This is a genomic window from Sulfurimonas sp. (assembly GCF_041563495.1).
Lineage (GTDB): Bacteria > Campylobacterota > Campylobacteria > Campylobacterales > Sulfurimonadaceae > Sulfurimonas.
Genome location: NZ_JBFFMZ010000004.1, coordinates 142,311 through 163,272, shown reverse-complemented (window position 1 = coordinate 163,272; position 20,962 = coordinate 142,311). Strand labels below are relative to the sequence as shown.

The window sequence follows — 20,962 nt, the reverse complement described above, 5'->3', positions numbered from 1 at the left end:
TTATTTAAGCTTATTTTATATATAATCAATTATGTGATTAAATATGAGGTTTAAAAATGTTATTCAACAGAAATAAAAGTACGTCATTGGAACTTAAAGAGAAAGATAAACGAATATCGACTTTAGAAGCAGAGATAGAATCGTTAAATGAACAAGTTCAAGAGTTAAAAAGAGAGAGCTCTTCATACAAAAATGAAAAGGCAATGGCTGATTTAATTAAAGCTCTTACAAATGGTCTGGTAAATGGTTGTGATAGCGATCTTGGAGAGATCAGAGGTGACTTGGAGAGTAACTTAAGAACATTAGATCTGCTGGAGTCTAGTGAAGATAAAAATAAAGAGTTTACAATTAAAGTAAATGAAGAGTTAGATAGATTACATAAAACGTCAGATTTACTTCTTGAGCATATTACTAATACTTTTGAGCAAGTCAATACCTTAAATAACAATGTTGAAAATATATCTGATGTTATCAATCTTATTAAAGATATCTCAGACCAGACAAACCTGCTCGCTTTAAATGCTGCCATTGAAGCTGCGCGTGCAGGTGAGCATGGCCGCGGTTTTGCAGTTGTTGCAGACGAAGTACGTAAACTTGCAGAACGTACTCAAAAGGCTACAAGTGAAGTTGAGATAACGGTTCAGAGTCTAAAGCAGAATACACAAGAGGTTCATGAACACTCAAAAGCCATGGAAGAGTTATCTACTAGCTCAATTGGTTCAATGGACGTTTTTAGCACCGAGATGCACGCACTGGCAGATAATGCTACGGCAATTGAGCAAGAGAGTAAAGATATTGCTAACTCCATATTTATTATCTTAAGTAAACTTGATCACCTTATCTTTAAAGCAAACGGGTATAAAACTGTTTTTAGAGGTGAAGTGACAAGTGACTTTAAAAGTGACACTGAGTGTCGCTTAGGAATGTGGTATCACACAGGAAAAGGTAAAGAAAATTTTAGTAGTTGTCCTAGTTATCCTAAGTTGGCCACTCCGCATAAGGATGTTCATGAGAACATTCAAAAAGCCGTAGATTGTGTGAAAAAAGGCAGTTGTACTACGGAGAGTGAAAATGTTATGACTTTCTTTAATGCGGCCGAAAAAGCTTCTAGAAAGGTTGTGACTCTTCTTAGTGCAATGTTAGTAGAGGAAAAAGAACAAAGACGTTAGTTCTGTCTTTTGTTAAATCCTGCCGTTCCGATTTTTGCATCTGTCTGAAAGTTCTTGCTATAGGGTTTTAAATAGTTTGGAACGGCTCTTCCTTTTAATTTCATCATATCTTCGAGCATCATAGATGCTATCAGTTCAGGTGTGATTCGTTTAACATCTTTTAAGTATGAAAAAAGAAGCTCTCCCAGCCTTTGAAGAGAAATCTTCCAGGTTGAATCTGTCTGTTTATATATCCACGCACTAAAATCGTAAAAACTTTTAAAGACCTCTGTAGATTCTTGCCAAAGCAGAGGTGCGCTCTTTTTAAAATTACCGCTATTGTAAGTCAAATCCCAAAACCTAGCAAATCTTTTCATAATCTGTATGTCGTTGAAGCTGAGTTGATTGTTTTTTAAGATGTCATAAGGAGGTACATCACTGTAGATCATCCCGTGTTCTATGTCATGCCTGTTTATGAAAGTTCCTGATAGTTTTTTTAGTATGCCTATTTGTATCTCGCAACTGCTTAAACCAACTAACTCGTCTAGGTTTGCTCCAAAGCTTTGTATGGACTCTCCGGGAAGACCTACTATAAGGTCAAGGTGAATATGTGCTTCAGTCTCATTCTCTAAAAATCTAATATTCTCTTTTATCTTATCGAGTTTTAGTTGTCTTGAGATGTTGTTGGCAATCTGTGTATTAAGTGTTTGTATTCCGATTTCAAGCTGCAGAGCGCCGTGAGGGAATTGTTTTATTTTTTCTTTGATTGAGGCTGGGAAATGGTCTGGGATTACTTCAAAGTGCGCAAAGTACGGTGGGTCTTTTGCTAAAAAGAAGTCCAATATTTTGTTGGCAGTAAGCATATTAAGGTTGAATGTTCTATCTACAAACTTGAAGTTTCTAGCTCCTCTTTGCCACAACTTTTCAAACTCTGCCAAAACTGCATCTAAGTCAAATGCTCTAACTTTTTCATCCATCGAAGAGAGGCAAAACTCACACTCAAAAGGACATCCACGTGAGACTTCTACATAAAGATAACGGTTTTGTATGTCATCATCCGTGTAGTATTCATAGGGAAGAGCAATGTTTTTTAGTGAAGGAAGAGACATCTTGATGATCCTGTTTTGAACAGGCGTATTACTTACTATATCTCTGCAGAGTTCATAAAATGCTATGTCTCCTTCTCCTTGGATTATAAAATCCGCCTCATCAAAATTAACCCTGAAAGGCTCATGCGTGACTTCCGGACCGCCAAGTATTACTTTTGTTTTTGGAGATATTTTTTTAATGATATGTAAAAGTTCACTTACTTCTTTAGCGTTCCAGATATAGACACCGATGCCTATAATCTCAGGAGAGTGAATAAGCAATTTTTCTGCTACGGTCTGGATAGCATCGTTGATACTAAACTCTATGATTTTTGAGTCAGTCTGAAGTTCTTTTAAATTTGCATATAAATATCTAAGACCGATAGAACTATGCGTATATCTTGAGTTTAGAGTTGTTAGGATTATCATTTTGCAATTTTAACATAAAGAGGGAGGATAAAACAGACCAAATCAAAAAAGGGAAGTAACACCTGGTCTGTTTAAAAATTTATAGGAGTCTATTTTCTCGCTTATGAAAGGGGGAAAACACAATTGAGATAAAGAATTATATTAATTATAAGTTAATGTCAAGTAAATAACAATAATTAATCTTTTGCATTAAACTCTTCTATCATATTGTCTAGTTTTCCATAAAGAACTTTAGAAGCCTCTTCCATGGTTGTAAAGTTCTTAACAATAATCTTCGGATGATCAAATTTTAAAGTCGAATCATGTGTAACAAACTCTAGATTTTTAAACACTGAATCATGAACAAGAGCATGTGGAGCATCCATCTCTTGAAATGCTTTGGTATGTCCGAATCTCTCTTGACCGATTCCAAGGTACCATTTACCCATACGGCAATTTTTATGATCTGCAAATACTCTAGTTTTGTCTGACTCCAACACGGTTGAGTAAGCATTTGATTTAAAGATAATATGATCGACTTTAACCAAGGTCGTAAAGAGACGGTTTTGAATCTGTATAGCCGCATGTGATGAGTGCTCAGCTAAAGAGTTAAGCTCTGAGAAAGTAGTCTCAAACTCGTGTATAACATTAGTGGAGCTTTGCGCTATCTCAGAAATATTATCTGAGTTTGTTCTCATGTCATTTGCGTCTTGTTGAAGAGTAGAGATGTTTATCTCTATCTCATTTGTTGCTTTTTGAGTACGTTCGGCTAGTTTACGCACTTCATCGGCAACAACGGCAAAACCGCGACCATGTTCACCTGCTCGGGCAGCTTCAATAGCAGCATTTAGAGCCAGTAAGTTTGTCTGGTCTGCAATATCTTTAATGAGATTTACAACTTCTGAGATCTCTTTTGAGCGATGTTCAAGACTTACAATACCTTCATGGCTAGACGAGATAAGTTCAACAAGATTGCTTAATCTTCCACCTATCTCTACAACGCTGTCTAAACTTTTTGATGATTCTTGGGCAGTTTTTTGAGCTACTTCAACAATCTCTGTAGCATTGTTTTGAGATGCATTGATGTCTTCTTGAATCACGGTTAAACCGGAGCTGACACCTCCGCCTAAAGTGCTTAGGTTATGAGCCAGTTCCCCTCTTATTTTTGTTTCATAACCGCTAGCAATAGAAGATATGGCTTTGTTTAGACTCTCAGATGCAGTACGGAAAATACCATGCAGACCTGATGAATAAGTTCTTCTATAAGTTTTTCCGACAGCAGCATTTTCTATAGTAGTCTCAGTATCTCTCATAAAAGCTTCTAGTTGATCAAGGAGATCATTTAGAGCCCATGCACGAGCTGAAAGAGATGAACCGTCATCAGGTATATGTGTTACACGGTCTTCCAGATTACCAGACGATGCATTGATAATAACTCTAAACATTGCTTTTGATAACTCTGTTTCAGAGTTTGTCGTTGAAGCGGTAGGGATAAAAAGAGAAATTATTAAAACAACAAATAGTGCCCCGCTTAAAATATAATTTGCACTAATTAGACCAAAAATAGCTACTGCTACTAGTGCAGTAAAAAGTAAAACGGCTTGTTTATTCTTGAATAGCGATAATGAGTTCATCGTAACTTACCCCCTTCTCTTCTAATATATCTGTTAAAACTTTAAATGATGCATCGACTCCACTGCTTTTTTCAACTTCGAGCATTTTTTTATACAGAGGAATAATAATATCTAGAGCCTTAGGATTAGGTCTTCTTCTGACAGAATAGTAGCCGATGATGTTGCCTCTTTCATCCAGAGAGGCTGTTATATTCGCATATACCCAATATGCATTGTCGTTTTTTGTCTTGTTGATTACAAAGGCAAAAACTTCTTCTTTTTTTTCTATTGTTTCCCATAAATAGCGAAAAACTGCTTTTGGCATATCAGGATGACGGATGATACTGTGAGGCTTGCCAAGCAGTTCTTTCTCAGTGTATTCAGCCATATCCATAAAAATCTTGTTTGTATATGTTATACGACCTTTAAGGTCAGTCTTGGAGACTATAAAGTCTTCTTCTTTCATTTCTTTTAACATGAAATGTCCCCCCTTTGTATTGTTGCACTGTGATGATTATAACACATTTGTCTGCTATAATTCTTTAACATATATCAAGGAGATATAACATAAATGCCAATATTACTAGCCTCTTTCTACTTTTTTTATTTTGCAATAATCGGTGTTTATATCATCTTTATGCCAAAAGTTTTGGCTATGGTAGGCTACTCCGCGAGTGAAATAGGAATTATATTTGCAGCTGGACCATTAGTCAGATTCTTACTTCCATTTGCTTTTACAAGAGGCTTGAGGCTTAATGTGAAAATCTTTAATACGGCACTTGTCATTATGCTTTTTAGCAGTGTTATGTTTTATTTTTCATTAGATGATTTTTATAAAATACTCGGTGCAAATATAGGTTTGGGTATTGGACTTAGTATTATTCTTCCATATATTGAAGTCATATCTCTTAAGACTATCGGTAAAGAGAGATATGGAAAAATCAGACTTTTTGGTTCTGTCGGCTTTGTTCTTGTGGCTCTTGTGCTTGTTAAATTCTTAAGTAGCGCAGACATAGCTTTAAATTATCTGCTTGTTCTCTCTTTTTTAACCGCAATGATAGCATTTGTGATTGTAAAAAACTCAGATGAAAAAAGTGACAAAGTCACAGAAGTCATTAATGATATAAACTTATTTGCCGACTTGAGATTATGGATAGGACTTACCCTGATGCAGGTTAGTTTTGGAGCATTTTACAACTTTTTTACCATATATGAGACTGACTACGGTATAAGCTTGGATATGACCATATATCTCTGGAGTTTTGGTGTTTTAGCCGAGATATTTATGCTCTTTTTTCAAGGCAGGCTTCTGCGTGGGAACCTGCTTTTGATTTTGCAAATAACAACTTTTGTGACAGGTGTAAGATGGTTTTTGCTGTTTTTGTTTCCACAGAATCTGAGCATCCTATTTTTCTCACAGACACTTCACGCGCTTAGTTTTGCGCTTTTTCATTCAGCAGCTATTAGTTACTTGTATTATCTGTACAAACACAAATCTTTGGCACAGCAGTTTTTCTCCGGAATTACTTATGGTTTAGGCGGATTCATAGGAGCTTTATATGCGGGGTACATTTACGAGTTATTTCCAAGATACCTCTTTTTGAGTGCAGCTTTTATCGCACTGATGGCATCTTGGTTTTTATATCTTTGGTCTCAAAAGTTAAAAAGAAATGTTGTTGTCTGAGTAAAATCGGTTTTTTTTACGCCAACGGGCGGATTACTGTCTTCATTCAGTGTGACGCTTAGTTTTAAAAATAGTTTTTTCAGTATATTGAGTTTTAATTCAAGTTCATTTGAAAATACATAATCTGAATAATCATCCACTTTTGGTTGGTAGTATAGTACATAAGAAAATGTAGATATATCTGAAAGAGCAACGCTGTAGGCAAGATATGAATTTAATCTTACGTTATCCTCTGAAGGATCTATTTGTGAATTGGTATATTCTATATCTTCGTAAAATCCGCCAAGTCCAAAAAAACCTTTACCGTTTTTTGGAGAGTTGAACACTCTGTACCTTAATCCTGCACCACCCAACAGCCTGCTGTTTATTCGTCTGAATTCATCACTTTCAAGCTGTGCAAAAAGTTCATATCTCAAGTTTTCGTCATCGGTAAGCGAGTGGATATATCTAAGATGCGAAAAAGCTTTGTTGGTATCTTTCACGTAGTTTGATTCACCGTATTCTCCGGAGAATTCTCCCCATATTACATAGCTTGCATTGTTATCATAATTAATTCTTACAGAAGCCTTGTAATTGTCTTTATCCGTATTCCCTCTTTTTGTCTCAAGTCCCGCTTCAAATTTTCCGGAGAGTCCTGGTTTTTCGCCAAGCTCTACAGGGGCGATAGATATGAGTGCAAAAAGATACTGCGTTGTTAAGATGCCTATAAGTAGAATTTTTTTCACTGTTTTCCTTCTATTTTATTTGTGTGAATATCCATTTGAGGAAATGGGATGGAGATTCCTTTCTCATCAAAAGTAAGTTTGACCTTTTCAAGCATATCAAAGTGTACATCCCAATAATCAGCTGTCTCAACCCATGCACGAAACACAAAGTTTACACTGCTCTCTCCAAGCTCACTCACTGCAACAAGCGGTGCAGGTTCAGTCAGAACTCTTTCGTCTGATTGAATAATCTGCATCAGAGTCTCTTTGGCAAGTTGCAAGTCATCGTCGTAGCCGATTCCAAAAACATGTTCAACTCGACGCTGTGTTCTTTGTGAAAAATTCGTGATATTCCCTTTTATAAGAGATGAATTAGGAACTACCACAATGCTTTTGTCTACGGGTTCTATAATCGTTGAAAAGAGATTTATATCTTTTACCGTTCCGCTAACTCCTGCGGCTTCTATGGTGTCTCCGACTTTAAACGGGCGAAAGATGATTATTAAAACAGCAGCACCTATATTTGATAGAGAATCTTTAAGGGCTAAACCCACAGCCAGTCCGGCCGCACCAAAAATAGCCAGAAAAGATGTTGTGTTGATTCCTAAAGTATTTAGCGAAGCTAAGATAACAACAATCAATAAGACAAAGTAAATAATACTCTCTAAAAACTCGACAAATGTGTTGTCGACTTTTGCTTTTAACATTAAAGTTCTAGAAAGAGCAGTGACTTTTTTTACGGCTATTTTACCAATTATGAAAATAAGTAAAGCAGCAATTATTTTTAGTCCGTATTCACTTGCATACAAAAGAGGCATATCTATATATTTTGAGATATCCATTGTCAACCCTATTTGAGAATTTTGTGAAATTATAACAAATTGTGGAGAGGTATTAGTTAGTTAAGCTTTTTATTTTATCAATTTCTCTTATTATAAAGTTGTAGCTGTTGAGGTGGGGAGAATTTATTTTATACAATAGCTGCCTGTATTTTAAATAGGTTTTCCACGCTCTTTTACTGGCTTCTTTTCTTCCTCTTATCTCTAACTCAAAACAAACAGAAGCATTTATAAAACCTTTTAAAAGTCTGATTTCATTGTTATCTTCAAAACGTCTAGGAAACCAGATTTCCTCCAATACATCGTGTGCATCGTAGTATCTTTCGTCATTTAAAAATTTTAAAAACTCTTCTAATAATTGTGTGTGTGTTTGTCTGTTCATTTTGTCCCTAAAGTTTATTCTATTATATAAAAAAAATATAACACAGAGCTAAACGGATTAAAGTAACTTTATGATTATAAGATGTACAATCATATCATGAGATTGTATGACTATATGTTGAAATCGATACCACTTCTATTAATTCTGACTCCTATTTACGCCTATAATTTTCAGACAGCACCTGTGCAACTGCATTGGATTATTCTTAGTGCCTTGAGTTTCGTTTTGTTTTTCGTATTTTACAGATATGAGATTATTAATAAGTATAGTAAAAATCTTCAAAAAAATATAAATATAATCGACGAACATGTTTTGATATCTTACAGTGACAGGAGTGGAAAAATCACTGATGCCAGTGAAGCACTCTGTAGACTCACAGGATATACTAAAGAAGAACTTATAGGAAAAAATCATAAAATCTTTAGACATCCTGAAACGCCAAAAGAAGTCTTTGAAGAGCTGTGGTATACAATCACAAGAGGTGAAACTTTTAAAGGTGAAATAAAAAATCTATCAAAAGACGGTTCAATTTGCTGGATTGATGCAACCATAACACCCATAATAAATAAAAAAGGTGATATAGAGGGTTACACTGCAATACGTCAAGATATAACAGACAAAAAAATTGCTCAGGAACTTTCAATAACCGACAAACTAACACAAACATATAACAGACTCCATCTAGAAAACATTTTTGATAAAGAGACGCAAAGAGCCAAAAGGTACGGCGATACATATTCTGTAATAATAATGGATATAGATTTTTTTAAGCCTATAAACGACAACTACGGTCATGATGTCGGTGACCAGATTTTAATCGATATTGTAAAAGTTTTAAAATCAAATATAAGAGAGATAGATGTTTTAGGACGCTGGGGAGGTGAAGAGTTCCTTATTATATGCTCTAATACAAATATTGACGAAGCATTTTTAGTGGCTGAAAAACTAAGGATTACCATAGAAAAGTATGACTTTTATGTTGTTGGAAAGATTACTTGCAGCTTTGGAGTCTCCGAGTACAGACAAGGCGATGCACATTCAGATGTAGCTGTAAAAAGAGCAGATGATGCACTCTACACATCCAAAGATGCAGGTAGAAATCTGGTAACTTCAAAAGATTAGAGCAGCATCATGTTCTTACGCCAGTAACCGCGACCGCCTTTGAGTGAGATGCAGTGGTGTTTTGGGAATTTTGATTTATACTCTTTTAGTCTATCGAGTGTTGCTTTACCGCTGTCGCAGTAAAAGACAAAGACACTTCCTTCCGGTTCTTGTGCGAGTTCAAAAGGGTTGTATACTACGGTATCAGCTTTTTCTATGGGCGAGAGAATGGTGTCTATAAGAATGACTTTTATACCCTTTTTTTCAAGTTCTCTTTTATTCTCTAAAAATTCTTTTTGTGTCCATTCATCAGGAAACTGCATGATTAACCTGCTTTTTTTGAAGTAAATAGTACTATTATTGAACTCAGAAGCGCACCTAAAAATACTATGGTGTAACCTGTTGGAAGGTCAAAATAGTAAGAAATTATAATAGCACTTATACTAAAAAACCATCCAAAAACAAAACTGCTTATAAGAGGTCTGTTAAATTTGAGAGAAATGGATACCAAAGCAGGGGCAATAAGAAGTACAAATACGACTAAAACACCTGCCAAATGTACGGAAGAAGTAACCGTAAGAGCTAAAAGCGAGAAGAACATAAGTTCTTTTAAAAAGCCGCTTACTCTCGGATATATTTTCCATAAAACAAGAGCTATTACAGAGTAAATAACAGCACTTTTCATTACATCATCAGCAGGAGTGAAAAGTATGTCGCTTGCAAGCAGAGATTTAAAATGCTCCATTCCTTCGGCCGAGTGAGACAGAACCATCATAATCCCGCTAGCCCCTAAAACATAAAGCAGTCCTATGAACGCTTCGAGCTTTATTTTTCTTTGTGATGCAATAGCAATTAAAAAAGCACTAAAGAGTGCAAATACTAGAGTCAGAAGATAGAAGTACTCTTCATGAAAATAGCCAAGGCTTATGGATGAGCCAAGAGCTGCAAACTGTGCAATTGCCAAATCGGTGAAGATGATTCCTTTTTTTAATATACGCATCCCAAACCATGAATGAAGCATCACAAGTATGATGACTAAGGCTATGGGAACTAAGAGTATATCCATCATTGCAGAGCACCTGTTAGATAGTCAAAAAGCGAAGTCAAGTCTTCTATTGTTTCTATTGCCCCGATGTCGTGAGGCATTAGAATAATTTTTATACCTGCTTTGTCACGAATGTACTCAGCTGTTTTTGTAGAGTGATAAACATCATGTAAAATACAACAAGGTTTTTGCTCATTTATGAGTTTTATGGTCTTTATAATGTGTTTTGATGATGGCGGAATTCCAGGAAGAGGTTCAATTGTACCGATATTCTCAAGAGAGTAGGCTTTAATGAAATAAGCTAAATTATTGTGAAACTGTATGACTTTCATCCCTTTTTTGCTAGCCATTTTCTCTTTCCAGATGCTCATCTTTTCTTTCCAAGCACTCTCAAACTTCTCATAGTTTTTTTTGTAAACATCAGCATGCTCATCATCTATAGAGATAAGAAACTTCTTTATTGTTTGAGCCAAAATTATAATATTTTGCGGATCGAGATGAAAGTGAGGATTTCCGTCGGGATGGATATCTCCATTTGCACGATCTACATCTGAGGGCTTGTTTATAAGCTCAACATGATGAGAGAGATTTAAAAAACTATCTGCACCTACATTTGCCTTTGGGTTTGCACTTCTGCGAAGAAGAGCGGGTAACCAGCCGATTTCCAACTGTCCGCCGTTCATTATAAGAGCATCGGCATTTCTCATCTTAGAAATTAGAGAAGGACGAGGAACAACAAAGTGTGGATCCCAGTTTCCTTTTGCCAAAACAACAGTGTTTATATGTTCACCGCCGATGCTCTTTGTAATAGCACCGATGTACGGATAACTAACAGCTATATTCATGTGGGCTAATAGTGTTAGCGGTAAAAGTAGTAAAAGAAATTTCATGACTTCTCCTAAAACCCATGAGCTCCATGAGCTCCTATTGAAATGTTTGCCTGAAGTATTAAAGTATTGATATCTTGTCTGTTCCCGTCTTCATTATATAAAGAACTGTTATGATTATACTGTAATCTGAATCTTGCAAACTCACTTGTGTGGTATTCAACCATAGCGGAGTACTTGTTAAAACTGTTTTTTGTGTCTGTTTTTACTCCGTTTGATGTGATGTCATTTTGAAAAATAGTATCATATCTAACTCCTGTGTGCCAGCTTTTGTTGATGCCATACACCAGTTGAGTGTAAAGTCCTGATTGTTTTTTCGTTATAGTCGGACTTGTTAAGACAGCCGTCGTGTCAGCCGGATTTAGATTGTACTGAACTCCGTCCATATCTCTGTGCAAAACCTCACTCTGCCACTTTAAAAAGCTATATGAATCAAAGTAGTGTTTTACAAGAAAGTCAGCACCGTAAAGTTTGCTCTCACCGCTAAATACATGAGGTGATTCATCATCTGAGTGATCTATTCTTGAACTCCCCTGAGCGTAAGAAAGTCCTGCTAAAACTGTTGTGTCATCAATGTCAAAAGATGTCTTTATGTAACCGACAAAAAGTGCCGGTGCATCTGCTTGGGTTGTGTAAGTTCCTATTTTATCTTTACCAAACATCTGAGTGTTCTCACCCTGAAGGATTTCTGCTCCTATCATCAGGTAAGTGTCTGTTGGAGCTATCCATTGAAGTTGAAGCCCACTCTCATTGATGCCGTGCATTCCTAAAAAAGCCTCATAAACCAAGGGCATATCGGCAAAGTCCCAAGAGTGGTGATGTTGTTCGTTTAAGTAACCAAAATTTGAGTTAAATTTTCCGCCTTTTATTCTGGCACCGTGTCCTAGAGCCGTTGAAGTGAAGTAGAGTTCTTCTATCTCAACAGCATCTTCACTAAAGTGAAAAATACCGTCCATAGTAAAGAAAGGGTCAACCGAGCTTGAGAGTACAAGTTCTGCATAGTTTAAGTTAAAACCGTTTTTTGCATTGTTTGGAGTGTGTGTACTTCCTCCGTGTGAGTGACTTCCTAAAAGACCGTGAGCAATACCTGGAACTTCCAAATGAGCAACTTTGTCATCAGCCATATTTCTACTCACATAAGATGCGTCCATGACTAGGGAGATGTCAGGTATAAATTTTGACTGAACAAAAGTTCTTTTTTCAACAGGAAGCACATCTGCTCCACCAAACGCGATAGTTGCACAAAGTGTGCTTGTTAGTAGTATTTTTTTCATAATTATCCTAAATAATATTTTTTATATTTGTAATAGTTGTTTTTTTATTTTTGAGTGTTAGGATTTAAATGGAGGTGCGCGGTTTTGGTAGGAGTGGTCTTTTTTGTGTAGGGAGTAAACCAAGTTGGTTAGAGCAATGTTATCAAATCTAAAAACTTCTAAGTCTCTAAAGTCATCTACGATGTCTGCAGAGACTGAGTGGTCGTCTACAATACATATCTGACATGAAGTGCTGTCGTTATCCCCATGGATATGCTCAAGCTCATGTATAGCTGTAGCAGTTGTAGCAATGATAAATAATATAGATATCAGGACTCTAAGTTTCATAAATGAAATTTTACCATATTTTTATATCTTTGAGAAGCGGTATCATTTACCGGTTGCAAGAAGAGCCTGCTCATAATGGTGAGAGATGCGTACAAGATGCCAGCTTACCCGCTTAAGCCACCTTACCCCTTCCAGATAGTCTGTGCCTTTTTCGACATCAATCTCTCCTTTGGCAATTTTGGTCACAATAATTTCACGATAATTCTTCATATGTTTATAGAGAGTTACTTTTGTCTTATTTGAGTGCTTAAGCATTTTATGCCAGTTTTTAGATTTTACATCCTCTATGATTGATTTTATTCCCATTATTATAATATCACGCTCTTTTGTGAAGTGTTGAGTGTCTCGCAGAGTTATGGCACGGTCTTCATCTTCTTCACATCTCTCATGCAGTCTCTGCATGTGGTCAAGAGTATGAATCATGGCTACCAGTCTCTCCCAAAGCGCACCTGATTCACTCTCTAGCGATATCTCATCAATGTATGCATGAGTCTTATTCAAAGCATCTTGAAGTTCTGTGATATTGGCCCGCTTAGAGTTTTTATCACCTAAAATAGAATTTATATGTTCTAAAAGAGCAAGTATTTCGACTTGTATAGTGTTTTGAACCGCCGTAAGAGCGACACTTGGTTGTTCGAGTAGAATGTTGTCAAGTGCTTTAGTGTATAGTTGCTGCTTTTGGGGAATAAGATTAATCATAAGTTTTGCAAAGTGTTTGGTAAATGGCAAAATAATCATAAGTCCTAAAAGATTAAAAATGCTGTGAAATGCAACTAGGCTTATCTCTGCATTAGAACTTATCGCAGTCGGAAAGAATGATTCTGCAATCAGTGTAAACGGGGTTATTAAAAACAGAGCACCTATTGCTGTCATAATATTGTATACAACATGAGAAAAGCCTGTACGCCTGGCTTCTATTGATTGCCCTATTGTAGCTATTGCTGCGGTGATTGTTGTGCCGACATCCATGCCTATGATTAATGCAGCTGCTTGCTCAAAGTTAATAGTACCGACATAAAGTGCGCTTAGCGCCATTGCTACACCTGCGCTGGATGATTGGGTGATTATTGTAAAAATTATGCCGAATGCAAGCAGTTGAAGTCGTCCGACAAAGGAGTCTGATGGTAGTTGTTCCGGAGTCATAAAATCTGAAAAACCACTCATGCCATGCTGCATCATGGCAATTGCGATAAATATAAGTGAAAATCCTGCAATAGTATATCCAACAGTTGCCAATCTGTTTTTTGCAAATATTCTAAGTAGTACGCCAAAAAGCATAAAGAGCATCATAATGCCCTCTAGTTTTAGTTTAAAACCCAAAAGCACGACAATCCAGCCTGTGACAGTAGTCCCTATGTTAGCACCAAATATAATACCCAATGATTCAGCAAAGCTGATTAACCCAGCTCCCACAAAACCTACCGCAGCAACAGTCGTGGCGCTGGAAGATTGTAATATAGCAGTGGTTATCGAGCCTGTTACGGCTCCGCTCAGAGGAGAGTGCGTAAAGCGCATTAGTGCTGAGCGCATGGCATTACCGGCAAGGTTTCGTAAGCCGTCTGTTAAGATAATGATACCCAGAAGAAAAAGACCTAATCCTCCGACAGCCTCAAATATGGAGTTTGTATTCTCAAGTAAAAAGTCAATATTCATGTTATAAACCTCTTGATGACTTTTAGTATATCACCGAGCTACTTTTAAAACTCTTTAAACATTTGTATAGGGTATAATTTGTTTATGGATATAGATATTGTGCCGAAATTTATTGCTGATTGTCATCTTGGAAAGCTTTCCAAGTATCTGCGTGTAATGGGGTTTGACACACTCTTTTTCAGTACGATTGATGATAATGATCTGATTGAACTTGCAAAGGAGGGCGGACGTATTATTTTAACACGTGACAAAGTTCTGCACAATAGAAAAGATTCGCCTACTTTTTATCTGGAGTCTGTGGATAATTTAGAGCAGTTAAGAGCATTGCAACGTGAATACAACTTAAAATCTTATGCTCTTGTTCCGCGTTGCGTAGTATGTAACTCAGAATTAAATAGTATTCAAAAGAGTAAGATTGAAGATAGACTTCCACCAAGGGTAAAAAAATATTTTTCTGAGTTTGAGATATGTAATATATGTGATCGTATATATTGGCAGGGAGATCACTATAAGCGTATGCTCCTTACGATTAATAAAATATAACATGGGTTTTTATAGGTTAGATTAAGTTGATTTGATTTAACATATAAGTATGTAAAACAAAGGAGACGGAGTTATGGATAAGAAAGAAGTAAAAAAAATCGTAAAAAAAGAGCTAAAGGCTTTTCTTAAAAAAGAGCTAAAACAAGATGTAAAAAAGGACATCAAAGGATATAAGAAAAAAGAAAAGTTGGAAAAAAGCTCCAAGAAGAAGAAATAGCCGCAGTGTAGAGTTGTTTTATGTTCTATACTAAAAGTGTCAGTGAAAGTCTGCAAGCCTTGGGCTGTACATCTGACGGATTAACGGACCGTGAAGCGAAGCAGCGCACTGAGCACTACGGAAAAAACAGCCTGCCCGGGGCGAAAAAACGGACACTCGCTATAACACTTTTAGAACAGTTTAAGAGTCCTGTTATTTACGTACTTTTAATAGCTGCAATAGTCTCTTTCGCAATTAAAGATTTTACAGATGCCGGATTTATTTTAGCCGTGCTTCTTATCAATGCAATAATCGGAACATATCAAGAATATACGGCAGGACAGAGAGCGGATGCTCTAAAAAAAGTCCTCAAAACTTACGTGAGTGTACTAAGAAGCTCTAAGCGTGCGAAACTTCTAAGTGAAGATGTAACGGTCGGTGATGTAGTATTCTTCGAATCAGGTATAAAAGTGCCTGCAGATATACGTCTTATAGAAGCTCAAGATTTGTATTTGGATGAATCTCTTTTAACAGGAGAATCAATAGATGTGAATAAAGACGCTTCTTACATATCAACGGACATAGATGAACCCATCGGTGATAGAAAAAATATGCTTTTTGCCGGATCTATGGTTACAAAAGGTCGTGCAACAGGTGTAGTAACTGCCGTAGCCGATCAGACGGAAGTAGGTAAGATTGCATCCCTTTTAGCTTCCACAAGCATTGCAAAGCCACCGTTGGTTCAAAGAATGGAACGGTTCTCACTAAAGATAGCCAAACTTATAGGTTTCATCGTATTATTAATTATATTAGTCGGGATATATCAGGAATCATCGCTTAAAGAGATATTTTTTCTTAGTGTTGCTGTAGCGGTATCTACAATTCCAGAAGGTCTTCCCGTTGCTATTACCGTCGCACTGAGTGTAGCGAGTTCTTCAATGAGCAAGCGTAATGTTATCGTACGAAAACTCTCAGCCATCGAGGGCCTTGGTTCTTGTACTTTAATCGCGAGTGACAAGACTGGTACGATGACACAAAACAGTCTCAGTGTAGAGCATTTTGTTACACCTGTAAAAACTTACGCCCCTTTAGAATCGGTGAGTGATGAGATTCTTAACTGTGCTGTTTTATGTAATGAAGCAAGTTTTGAACGTGAAGAAGAGGGATACAGTTTTATTGGTGATCAGGTAGATATTGCTTTAGCAAGATATGCGCTTAAGATAAAGGAAAAACTATATGGTTTAAGAACTAAAGCAAAACTCATAGAAGCTATGCCGTATGAGCCGCAAAACAAATTTTCGGCAATGGTATATGAACTCGATGGTAAAAAAGTACATTTTATTAAAGGTTCACCTGAAGTAATACTTACCAAAAGTGATTTGGACTTACAAGCACAAGAGAGATTAAACGAACAGATAGAATCCTGGGCAAGTAAAGGTTTTAGAAATATAGCTCTAGCCTGCAAAATAAGTGATGAAAGTGCCATTGCAGAAGATGGATACACGTACCTTGGTTTTGCAGCTATTATAGATCCGCTCAGAGAAGGTGTTAAAGAAGCTGTCTCAACAGCTCAAAATGCCGGTATAGAGGTAGTTATGGTGACAGGAGATCACCCAAATACTGCATTTTTTATAGCAAAAGAGCTAAATATTGCTATAGATAAGGATGAGGTGATTGATGGATTGGAAATCTCTCACTGGCAAGAAAGAGGTGCTCCAAAAGATGAGATTGCGCATAAGCGTGTTTTTGCAAGAGTCTCACCTGAACAAAAACAACTTATAGTAAAAACTTTTCAGGATTTAGGTCATTTTGTAGCGGTTACCGGAGACGGAGTGAATGACGCACCGGCACTTAAATTTGCAAATATAGGTATATCCATGGGAGATAGCGGAACCGATGTCGCAAGAGAGTCGAGTGATTTGATTTTAACCGATGATTCTTTTGGTTCTATTGTTAACGGTATAGAAGAGGGAAGAGTCGCTTATGATAATATCAGAAAAGTTATTCACCTGCTTATTTCAACAGGTTTTGCCGAGATAGTCCTTATAGTCCTTTCGATGATATTTTTTATGCCAATTCCTCTTTTGCCGGTACAGCTTTTGTGGTTAAATCTGGTTACTAACGGTATTCAGGATGTAGCTCTAGGTCTTGAAAAAGCTGAACCGGGTGTACTAAAGAGAAAAGCACGTGATCCAAAAGAGCCTATATTTAATAAGATAATGATTAGCAGGGTGGTAGTCGGAGGTCTATATATGGGCATCTCGGCATTTGCGGTTTTTTATACACTGCTTGAGTTTGGTTATAAAGAGGATAATGCAAGAAACATAACACTGCTTTTGATGGTTCTCTTTGAGAATGTACATGTCTTTAACTCTCGTACCGAAAATTATTCTATCTTTAAAATCAATCATAGTAAAAATAGATTCTTATGGATGTCAGTTCTTGTGGCCCAAGGTCTGCACATAGCATCTATGTACAATCCTTTTATGCAGTCTGTTTTGAATATTCAACCGGTTAGTCTCAAAATGTGGGGAACCTTGTTGTTCGTAGCTATAGCTCTTATGCTTGTAATGGAGATGGAAAAAGTTATAAGAGCTAAAGTTTAAAACTTGCCTCTAAAATATCTGGATGCCATCAATATCTCTTTTAGAAATAGACTCAAGGCAAGTATAAAAGCCGCCATTGCCGCTATAAAGAGGGTAGCTATGTAATAAGCACCGTCAAAAGCAAAAAAACCGGTGCAACTGCGAGTTGAATAAGGTGCGATACGGTATTTATAGAATCGCTATCCGAAAAAATATCAATCATAGAAGTTCCCAAAAAGGTTAATGTACAATTATATTTAAATAAAGTGCATTAATCCCTCCTTGATTGCCTAAAGTTTATCACATCTCTTCTAAGGCTTTTTTGATTGCAAGCGGAAGAGGAAGATCTACTTTATCGCAATCTTCTTCCAAACAGCACTCACACACAGTTCCCGCTTCAGTCTCTTCCATGATAGCTTCCATGTTATCACCATGTTTTTTTACAGCTTCTTTTATAGCATCAAAATGTACATCATTGCAGTCACATACCAACATAATAATCTCCTAAAATCAGATTTGAACAAATACGGATGCTTGAACACCGCATACAGGACATTTTTCAGGAGGTGTGCCTAATTCGATATATCCGCAAACAGGGCATAAGTAGATATTCACCTCATCCAAGTCTTTGCCTTCTTTTACAGCTTGCAGAGCTTTTTGGTAAAGCTGGGCATGTACTTTTTCGGCTTCAAGAGCATAACCAAACATTTTTTTTGCTTTGTGGTTGTCTTTAACCGCTTGTTCATACATAGGAGGATACATATCTTCAAACTCATAAGTCTCGCCGCCTATAGCAGCTTCAAGGTTTTCAAGAGTTGAGCCGACTTTGTCCATAGCTTTTAAGTGGCCTTCAGCGTGAATGCGTTCTGCCTCAGCTGTTGTACGAAACAGTTTTGCAATGTTTGCAAGCCCCTCTTTTTCCGCTTTTTTAGCAAAAGCAGTATACTTTTGGTATGCTTGGCTCTCACCGCTAAATGCCGTATCCAGATTTTCTTGTGTTGTTGACATAAAACTTCCTTTTAATGATATATATTTTCCAAAGGAAAAAAATTATCCTTTGGTATATTGTAACTAGCTTGGACTTAAATGAATATTATTGTTTTTTCTTACTCTCCAAGTCACTTACAACCTTATGCATCTTGTACAGTGAATCAGGATTTAGAGAGATTGAATCAATGCCGTGTCTCACTAAAAACTCTGTAATCTCAGGATAATCAGACGGAGCCTGTCCGCAGATGCCGATATATTTGCCGGCTTTTTTACAGGCATTTATAGCCATCTCCAGCATTCTAGTAACCGCTTTGTTCCTTTCATCAAATATATGAGCAATAAGAGCACTCTCTCTGTCAACTCCTAAAACGAGCTGAGTCAAATCATTTGAGCCGATGGAGTAACCGTCAAAGACTTTTAAAAACTCATCTGCCAAGATTACATTTGCAGGTATTTCACACATGGCGTATATTTCAAGAGAGTTTTTGCCTTGGATAAGACCTTGGCTGTTCATGATCGAGATGACTTTTTTACCTTCATCCGGAGTTCTTACAAAGGGAAGCATGATTTTTATATTTGTAAGCCCCATATCATCTCTTACTCTTTTTAGAGCTTCGCATTCCCATTCAAAGGCTTCTTTGTAGTTGTCATTGTAGTAACGGCTTGCTCCGCGAAAGCCGATCATCGGGTTTTCTTCAACAGCTTCGTAGTCTAGACCGCCAGTCATATTTCTGTATTCGTTACTTTTAAAATCGCTTGTTCTTATGATAACCGGTTTAGGATAAAAAGCTGCGGCTATCATACCGATACCTTCGCTTATCTTCTCTATGAAAAACTCTTTAGCATCTGTATGAGGGAGCATAAAAGAGGATATCTCGTCTGCATCTCTGACGCTTTTACCTTTGGTCATGTTAACAAGTGCCATTGGATGAGCATTGATAGAGTGGCTCATGATGAATTCCATGCGTGCAAGACCCACTCCGTCATTTGGCATCTTAGATAGCTTAAACGCTTCTGCCGGATTGCCTACATTCATATATAGTTTTGTCTTTGTCGGTTCGAGTCTGCTCATATCTACATCGTGACGCTCGTAGTTTAGTTCACCTTCATAGACATAACCCTCATCTCCTTGAGCGCAACTCACACTAACGCTAACACCGCTTTGTAAAACATCTGTAGCATTAGTACATCCTACAACAGCAGGCACACCGATTTCTCTAGCGACTATGGCAGCATGACAAGTACGGCTTCCACGGTTGGTCACAACAGCAGAAGCTTTTTTCATGATAGGTTCCCAGTCAGGATTTGTAGTATCTGCGACTAAAATATCACCTTCGTTAAAAGAGTTAAACTCAGAAGTGTCGTGAATAATGTTTACCTTGCCTACTCCTATTTTTTCACCTACTGCGCGTCCCTGTGTAAGAATCTTCGCATCAGAGGGTACTTTTATGGAGTATTTTTCTATGTGTGAGCTTTCACTAAGCCTGCTCTGTACCGTCTCAGGGCGTGCTTGGACTATGTAGAGTTTACCATCAAGCGCATCTTTTGCCCATTCTATGTCCATTGGACGTTTGTAATGGTCTTCTATGATGAGAGCCTGCTTTGCAAGAGAGATGACTTCATTATCTGTTATAGAGTAGCTTTTTTGCTCTGCCTGAGAGGTTTCTACATTTAGAGTGTTTTTTCCATCTTGTGCGTATAACATTTTCTCTTTTTTACTTCCCAAAGAGCGTTTTAAAATAGTGCTGATTCCATTTCTAAGAGTAGGTTTAAAGACAAAGAACTCATCCGCATTTACTCTTCCGCTGACTACGTTCTCGCCTAATCCCCAGATTGAGTTTATGAGAACCAAATCCTCTGAACCGCTCTCGGTATCGATGCTGAACATGATACCGCTTGATGAGTTGTCACTTCGTACCATCTTTTGGACACCGACCGAAAGGGCGACTTTAAAGTGGCTAAACCCGCGGCTCTCTCTATAGCTGATTGCTCTGTCTGTAAAGAGTGAAGCAAAGCATTCTTTTACGCTTTGAAGCAGAGCATCTGCAGAGGAGATATTTAAAAATGTCTCCTGTTGTCCTGCAAACGAAGCATCAGGCAGGTCTTCAGCAGTTCCAGAAGAGCGAACGGCTACATCCACCGCATCTGAGCCGTACTCTTTTGAGAGAATCTTGTAGGCCTCAAGTATCTCTTTTTCGAGTGTTTTTGGGAGTTTGGAGTTTAAAAGAAGTATACGAACCGCAAGACCGCGTTTTTGGAGGTTGTTTGTATCTGAGATATCAAGACCGCTAAGAGTCTCTTGAATCTTGGCTTTAATATTGTTGTCTTTTAGGAGCAGCCAGTAGGCATCACTCGTAGTTGCAAAACCGTTAGGAACGTTTATTCCCTCAGGAGTCAGCTTTTGATACATCTCACCAAGAGAGGCGTTTTTGCCGCCGACCGTGGCGATGTCGTCAATTGTAAGTTCATTGAAAAACCGTATATATTGCATAAGA

21 protein-coding genes and 1 pseudogene are annotated in these 20,962 nt (G+C 37.3%); 7 read left to right on the top strand and 15 right to left on the bottom strand.

Going from position 1 to position 20,962, the window contains the following annotated elements; genetic code table 11:
- Window positions 1-56: 56 nt before the first annotated feature.
- Both ABYK18_RS05805 and ABYK18_RS05800 read left to right on the top strand, forming a co-directional pair.
- Window positions 57-746, top strand: a pseudogene (locus ABYK18_RS05805) (methyl-accepting chemotaxis protein); the annotation flags it as partial.
- Window positions 723-1,169, top strand: a complete 447-nt coding sequence (locus tag ABYK18_RS05800) for a CZB domain-containing protein (protein ID WP_373035797.1) — start codon at window positions 723-725, stop codon at window positions 1,167-1,169. The pseudogene ABYK18_RS05805 and the gene ABYK18_RS05800, both read left to right, overlap by 24 nt.
- On the opposite strand, the gene ABYK18_RS05795 is transcribed toward ABYK18_RS05800, so the two are convergent.
- From ABYK18_RS05795 to ABYK18_RS05785, 3 genes are all read right to left on the bottom strand, one after another.
- Window positions 1,166-2,665 (bottom strand): DUF4080 domain-containing protein, encoded by a 1,500-nt coding sequence (locus tag ABYK18_RS05795; protein ID WP_373035707.1) that lies wholly within the window; start codon window positions 2,663-2,665, stop codon window positions 1,166-1,168. The two genes, ABYK18_RS05800 and ABYK18_RS05795, sit on opposite strands and share 4 nt — an antisense overlap.
- Before the next feature lie 176 nt (window positions 2,666-2,841).
- Entirely contained in the window at window positions 2,842-4,278 is a 1,437-nt protein-coding gene (locus ABYK18_RS05790; RefSeq protein WP_373035706.1) for a methyl-accepting chemotaxis protein, read from the bottom strand.
- Window positions 4,250-4,735: a PAS domain-containing protein gene (locus ABYK18_RS05785; protein WP_373035705.1), complete on the bottom strand. Its 486-nt coding sequence runs from the start codon at window positions 4,733-4,735 to the stop codon at window positions 4,250-4,252. The genes ABYK18_RS05790 and ABYK18_RS05785 overlap by 29 nt, the downstream gene beginning before the upstream one ends.
- Before the next feature lie 93 nt (window positions 4,736-4,828).
- Between ABYK18_RS05785 and ABYK18_RS05780 the strand changes: the two genes are divergently transcribed.
- A complete protein-coding gene (locus ABYK18_RS05780) occupies window positions 4,829-5,941 on the top strand; it encodes an MFS transporter (protein WP_373035704.1) in 1,113 nt (370 codons plus the stop codon).
- Here ABYK18_RS05780 and ABYK18_RS05775 read toward each other — a convergent pair.
- The 3 genes from ABYK18_RS05775 to ABYK18_RS05765 are packed head-to-tail and all read right to left on the bottom strand — an operon-like array spanning window position 5,911 to window position 7,866.
- Window positions 5,911-6,666: a YdiY family protein gene (locus ABYK18_RS05775; protein WP_373035703.1), complete on the bottom strand. Its 756-nt coding sequence runs from the start codon at window positions 6,664-6,666 to the stop codon at window positions 5,911-5,913. The genes ABYK18_RS05780 and ABYK18_RS05775 overlap by 31 nt on opposite strands.
- On the bottom strand, window positions 6,663-7,487 hold the full coding sequence (locus ABYK18_RS05770; RefSeq protein ID WP_373035702.1) for a mechanosensitive ion channel family protein: 825 nt from the start codon (window positions 7,485-7,487) through the stop codon (window positions 6,663-6,665). Before ABYK18_RS05770 ends, ABYK18_RS05775 begins: the two co-directional genes overlap by 4 nt.
- Window positions 7,488-7,539: 52 nt before the next feature.
- On the bottom strand, window positions 7,540-7,866 hold the full coding sequence (locus tag ABYK18_RS05765) for a DUF309 domain-containing protein (RefSeq protein WP_373035701.1): 327 nt from the start codon (window positions 7,864-7,866) through the stop codon (window positions 7,540-7,542).
- A 96-nt stretch (window positions 7,867-7,962) separates the two neighbouring features.
- Between ABYK18_RS05765 and ABYK18_RS05760 the strand changes: the two genes are divergently transcribed.
- Window positions 7,963-8,988 (top strand): diguanylate cyclase, encoded by a 1,026-nt coding sequence (locus ABYK18_RS05760; RefSeq protein WP_373035700.1) that lies wholly within the window; start codon window positions 7,963-7,965, stop codon window positions 8,986-8,988.
- Here the strand turns inward: ABYK18_RS05760 and ABYK18_RS05755 are convergent.
- The 6 genes from ABYK18_RS05755 to ABYK18_RS05730 are packed head-to-tail and all read right to left on the bottom strand — an operon-like array spanning window position 8,985 to window position 14,153.
- Window positions 8,985-9,290, bottom strand: coding sequence for a hypothetical protein (locus ABYK18_RS05755; protein WP_373035699.1), 306 nt, complete (start codon window positions 9,288-9,290; stop codon window positions 8,985-8,987). The two genes, ABYK18_RS05760 and ABYK18_RS05755, sit on opposite strands and share 4 nt — an antisense overlap.
- Window positions 9,291-9,292: 2 nt before the next feature.
- Complete coding sequence (locus ABYK18_RS05750; protein ID WP_373035698.1) at window positions 9,293-10,036, bottom strand: metal ABC transporter permease; 744 nt, start codon at window positions 10,034-10,036, stop codon at window positions 9,293-9,295.
- Window positions 10,033-10,902, bottom strand: a complete 870-nt coding sequence (locus ABYK18_RS05745; protein WP_373035697.1) for a metal ABC transporter substrate-binding protein — start codon at window positions 10,900-10,902, stop codon at window positions 10,033-10,035. The genes ABYK18_RS05750 and ABYK18_RS05745 overlap by 4 nt, the downstream gene beginning before the upstream one ends.
- An 8-nt stretch (window positions 10,903-10,910) precedes the next feature.
- Window positions 10,911-12,173 carry a TonB-dependent receptor gene (locus ABYK18_RS05740; protein ID WP_373035696.1) on the bottom strand — a complete coding sequence of 421 codons (1,263 nt, stop codon included), beginning with the start codon at window positions 12,171-12,173 and terminating at the stop codon, window positions 10,911-10,913.
- Window positions 12,174-12,230: 57 nt separating this feature from the next.
- Window positions 12,231-12,500 carry a hypothetical protein gene (locus ABYK18_RS05735; RefSeq protein WP_373035695.1) on the bottom strand — a complete coding sequence of 90 codons (270 nt, stop codon included), beginning with the start codon at window positions 12,498-12,500 and terminating at the stop codon, window positions 12,231-12,233.
- A gap of 42 nt (window positions 12,501-12,542) precedes the next feature.
- Entirely contained in the window at window positions 12,543-14,153 is a 1,611-nt protein-coding gene (locus ABYK18_RS05730; RefSeq protein WP_373035694.1) for a Na/Pi cotransporter family protein, read from the bottom strand.
- 99 nt (window positions 14,154-14,252) lie between these two features.
- On the opposite strand from ABYK18_RS05730, the gene ABYK18_RS05725 reads away from it, so the two are divergent.
- The 3 genes from ABYK18_RS05725 (at window position 14,253) to ABYK18_RS05715 (ending at window position 17,498) form a co-directional block, all read left to right on the top strand.
- Window positions 14,253-14,696: a Mut7-C RNAse domain-containing protein gene (locus ABYK18_RS05725; protein WP_373035693.1), complete on the top strand. Its 444-nt coding sequence runs from the start codon at window positions 14,253-14,255 to the stop codon at window positions 14,694-14,696.
- 73 nt (window positions 14,697-14,769) lie between these two features.
- The gene (locus tag ABYK18_RS05720) at window positions 14,770-14,913 is read left to right on the top strand and encodes a hypothetical protein (RefSeq protein WP_373035692.1); all 144 of its coding nucleotides are present in this window, start codon (window positions 14,770-14,772) and stop codon (window positions 14,911-14,913) included.
- A 20-nt stretch (window positions 14,914-14,933) separates the two neighbouring features.
- On the top strand, window positions 14,934-17,498 hold the full coding sequence (locus tag ABYK18_RS05715; protein WP_373035691.1) for a cation-translocating P-type ATPase: 2,565 nt from the start codon (window positions 14,934-14,936) through the stop codon (window positions 17,496-17,498).
- 279 nt (window positions 17,499-17,777) lie between these two features.
- On the opposite strand, the gene ABYK18_RS05710 is transcribed toward ABYK18_RS05715, so the two are convergent.
- The 3 genes from ABYK18_RS05710 to ppsA form a co-directional block, all read right to left on the bottom strand.
- Window positions 17,778-17,972 carry a (2Fe-2S)-binding protein gene (locus tag ABYK18_RS05710; RefSeq protein ID WP_373035690.1) on the bottom strand — a complete coding sequence of 65 codons (195 nt, stop codon included), beginning with the start codon at window positions 17,970-17,972 and terminating at the stop codon, window positions 17,778-17,780.
- 15 nt (window positions 17,973-17,987) lie between these two features.
- Window positions 17,988-18,485, bottom strand: a complete 498-nt coding sequence (locus ABYK18_RS05705) for a rubrerythrin family protein (protein WP_373035689.1) — start codon at window positions 18,483-18,485, stop codon at window positions 17,988-17,990.
- A gap of 85 nt (window positions 18,486-18,570) precedes the next feature.
- Window positions 18,571-20,958 carry a pyruvate, water dikinase gene (gene ppsA, locus ABYK18_RS05700; RefSeq protein WP_373035688.1) on the bottom strand — a complete coding sequence of 796 codons (2,388 nt, stop codon included), beginning with the start codon at window positions 20,956-20,958 and terminating at the stop codon, window positions 18,571-18,573.
- Between the last annotated feature and the right edge of the window lie 4 nt (window positions 20,959-20,962).

Coding starts and splice junctions, on each gene's coding strand:
- ABYK18_RS05770 (WP_373035702.1), bottom strand. CDS start 7,487: ATGGATATCTCAAAATATATAGATATGCCTCTTTTGTATGCAAGTGAA.
- ABYK18_RS05730 (WP_373035694.1), bottom strand. CDS start 14,153: ATGAATATTGACTTTTTACTTGAGAATACAAACTCCATATTTGAGGCT.
- ABYK18_RS05780 (WP_373035704.1), top strand. CDS start 4,829: ATGCCAATATTACTAGCCTCTTTCTACTTTTTTTATTTTGCAATAATC.
- ABYK18_RS05745 (WP_373035697.1), bottom strand. CDS start 10,902: ATGAAATTTCTTTTACTACTTTTACCGCTAACACTATTAGCCCACATG.
- ABYK18_RS05800 (WP_373035797.1), top strand. CDS start 723: ATGGACGTTTTTAGCACCGAGATGCACGCACTGGCAGATAATGCTACG.
- ABYK18_RS05785 (WP_373035705.1), bottom strand. CDS start 4,735: ATGTTAAAAGAAATGAAAGAAGAAGACTTTATAGTCTCCAAGACTGAC.
- ABYK18_RS05760 (WP_373035700.1), top strand. CDS start 7,963: ATGAGATTGTATGACTATATGTTGAAATCGATACCACTTCTATTAATT.
- ABYK18_RS05740 (WP_373035696.1), bottom strand. CDS start 12,173: ATGAAAAAAATACTACTAACAAGCACACTTTGTGCAACTATCGCGTTT.
- ABYK18_RS05705 (WP_373035689.1), bottom strand. CDS start 18,485: ATGTCAACAACACAAGAAAATCTGGATACGGCATTTAGCGGTGAGAGC.
- ppsA (WP_373035688.1), bottom strand. CDS start 20,958: ATGCAATATATACGGTTTTTCAATGAACTTACAATTGACGACATCGCC.
- ABYK18_RS05790 (WP_373035706.1), bottom strand. CDS start 4,278: ATGAACTCATTATCGCTATTCAAGAATAAACAAGCCGTTTTACTTTTT.
- ABYK18_RS05755 (WP_373035699.1), bottom strand. CDS start 9,290: ATGCAGTTTCCTGATGAATGGACACAAAAAGAATTTTTAGAGAATAAA.
- ABYK18_RS05750 (WP_373035698.1), bottom strand. CDS start 10,036: ATGATGGATATACTCTTAGTTCCCATAGCCTTAGTCATCATACTTGTG.
- ABYK18_RS05715 (WP_373035691.1), top strand. CDS start 14,934: ATGTTCTATACTAAAAGTGTCAGTGAAAGTCTGCAAGCCTTGGGCTGT.
- ABYK18_RS05710 (WP_373035690.1), bottom strand. CDS start 17,972: ATGTTGGTATGTGACTGCAATGATGTACATTTTGATGCTATAAAAGAA.
- ABYK18_RS05765 (WP_373035701.1), bottom strand. CDS start 7,866: ATGAACAGACAAACACACACACAATTATTAGAAGAGTTTTTAAAATTT.
- ABYK18_RS05735 (WP_373035695.1), bottom strand. CDS start 12,500: ATGAAACTTAGAGTCCTGATATCTATATTATTTATCATTGCTACAACT.
- ABYK18_RS05795 (WP_373035707.1), bottom strand. CDS start 2,665: ATGATAATCCTAACAACTCTAAACTCAAGATATACGCATAGTTCTATC.
- ABYK18_RS05720 (WP_373035692.1), top strand. CDS start 14,770: ATGGATAAGAAAGAAGTAAAAAAAATCGTAAAAAAAGAGCTAAAGGCT.